Source organism: Synechococcus sp. R8-2, from assembly GCF_047461715.1.
GTDB lineage: Bacteria > Cyanobacteriota > Cyanobacteriia > Thermostichales > Thermostichaceae > Thermostichus.
The window spans coordinates 1-2,094 of sequence record NZ_JANSHQ010000566.1; the positions used below are offsets into that span (position 1 = coordinate 1).

General features: G+C 48.4%; 1 protein-coding gene. It reads right to left on the reverse strand.

What is annotated here, in order from left to right; genetic code table 11:
• Nucleotides 1-1,990, reverse strand: a 1,990-nt coding sequence (locus tag NW819_RS12515; RefSeq protein ID WP_414413944.1) for a dynamin family protein, incomplete at its 3' end; no start/stop codon positions are given.
• Between the last annotated feature and the right edge of the window lie 104 nt (nt 1,991-2,094).

A 2,094-nucleotide genomic window follows, 5' to 3' on the forward strand; every position in this document is an offset into this window, starting at 1 on the left:
TTAGGACTTCTCGAAACTGGTAGATCGAGAATGTTCCTTCGTCATAGAAGCGGGGGCTTTCTCTGAGGTAGCGGTCGCACTCTTTTCGGGCACCATTGACAAGAGAACTCAAAGTTACCTCCTTAACCAAAAGAAGCTTTTTCTCCAAGTCCCCATCGGATCCCAGTAGGCGAAACAACTGCCTGTAGTAGCTCGAGCTGCGAACTTCATCAACAAGGCGACGAAAGAAGTTCTCTACAAGCGTGCTGGCTGATTCTACCAGGATGTCCTCTAGATGGTTGGACAAATAATAAAAGGCTTCGACCAATACAGCTAAAAATGGAGCTGTGGAGTTGCGGGGACGAATGCGAACGGCTTGACTGTAAACATTGTCCAACGAAAAAGTATCCAAAAGCTCATCTAGCCTCCGTACCATCCTAGCCTGCAATTTACGGAAATCGTTCTCAAATTCTTTGTTTTCTCCGTTAATAACTTTATTGACTACTGTCTGGATATGCTCGTCAAACTCTCGGCCGATACTGGCTAGCTGCTGATTGATCAGCGTCAGCTCATAGGAAATCATGCTGTCAATCTCTTTGGGCTGGCTATCAATGTCTCGGTAGAGATCTAGATAGGACTTCCTCATCTCGATGCAGAGAGGTTGCAAATCATCGGCCAGCGCGGAAAATAGCTGTGGCCGCTTTTCTTCCGTTAAATAACGAGTAATCCCAGCCCGAAAGTCTTCAATACCGCTATCTTTAATCATATACTCAATCAAAGGTTTTCCCCACTCCCTCAGAATCCGAACGTAGTTATTTATGGGTGTGTCGTACCCATGTACAGAAGGGCGGAACGGGGATCCAACCAACCTACCTGACGTGCAGTACTTGTTAAACTCGCTGACAAACTGGGGCGTTTCTTCCTCACCACCCAATTCTTTGATGCTTTCTGAAAAAATCGTATCCAGTCCAAATCGATCCTCGGGGGTAGTTGCCTTGATCTGGGAACCATAGAAGCCGAGAAGGCCGCTTGTCTTAAATACGCGGAGTTGACGAAACTGCTGGTCGATAATGTTTTCTAGTCTATGCTTTAGTTGTGCGTTGTACCAAGTCTCATCAATCCGGTTAAACACATAGAAGACGCGATCCCTGATGCTATCATTACTTTGAATATGCTCAATAAGCTCTGTCTCTTCCTTGGTCAGCTCACCCGTTGCAGCACACTTGAGAACGCAAACAACTGCGGACGTATCCGGATCGGCAATTTTTCGATAAGTACGCTCTGCATCCGCTTTGACTGGAGCATCGATCCCAGGAGTATCGACAATAACGTTTCCATCTTCCAGCAAGGGGTGGTGGCAATAGTATTCCACCTTTCGCAAAACTGCGCTATTGGCGCCGCGCCGGGCAAAACCCGCAGCTTCCCTTAGGTTGCCGAAGTTGAGCTGCTCCATCGAGAAGACTTTGTTCTCGGTAGGGTGAATTTTGTCCCGGTTCTGCTGGAAACCTGTAATCAACAAGCGAAGTGCATCCGCCTGCTTCGCCCGCTCTGACTTGCTTTTGCCTCCCTCCTGCTGAATAATAGCCTCAGCACGCTCCTTCAGGGGATTCAGTGCAGTGTCTTCCAGCCTGCTGAGTGACGGAGCCAAGTTTAGGAAAGCGCAGAAGGCGGTCATCTGTTCTTGCACTTCCTGCTCGCTAAGAAAAGTGAGCACTACCCTCTCCGCATTTGGCTCTGCGTAGGCGATGTAGCACTCTGTCCCTGTGGCGTGCCCTTCGGCGCTGTAGAGAAGCTCTCTTTCTAAGAGGGCATTGATTAGCATAGACTTGCCAGCACTGAAAGCACCGGCAAAGACAATCTCGAAGGTTGGAGAAATAGCTTTGCTGAGGGAAGCTTGAATCCGAGTGGTATCTTGCTTGCCTGAAAAAGTGGAATCCTGATGCCAGAGTTGCAGGATAGCTTCAACCTGCTCTTTCAAGTTCTCACACTGAGGCAGGAGCTTTACAGACATAAGAGAGCAATCTCCACAGAGGCTGCCGGGATTATAACTTGCCTATGCTTGAGGTGAGGATTCCTACAACAATTTTCTTCAGTCCCGGAGCTGTGTGGCTATAT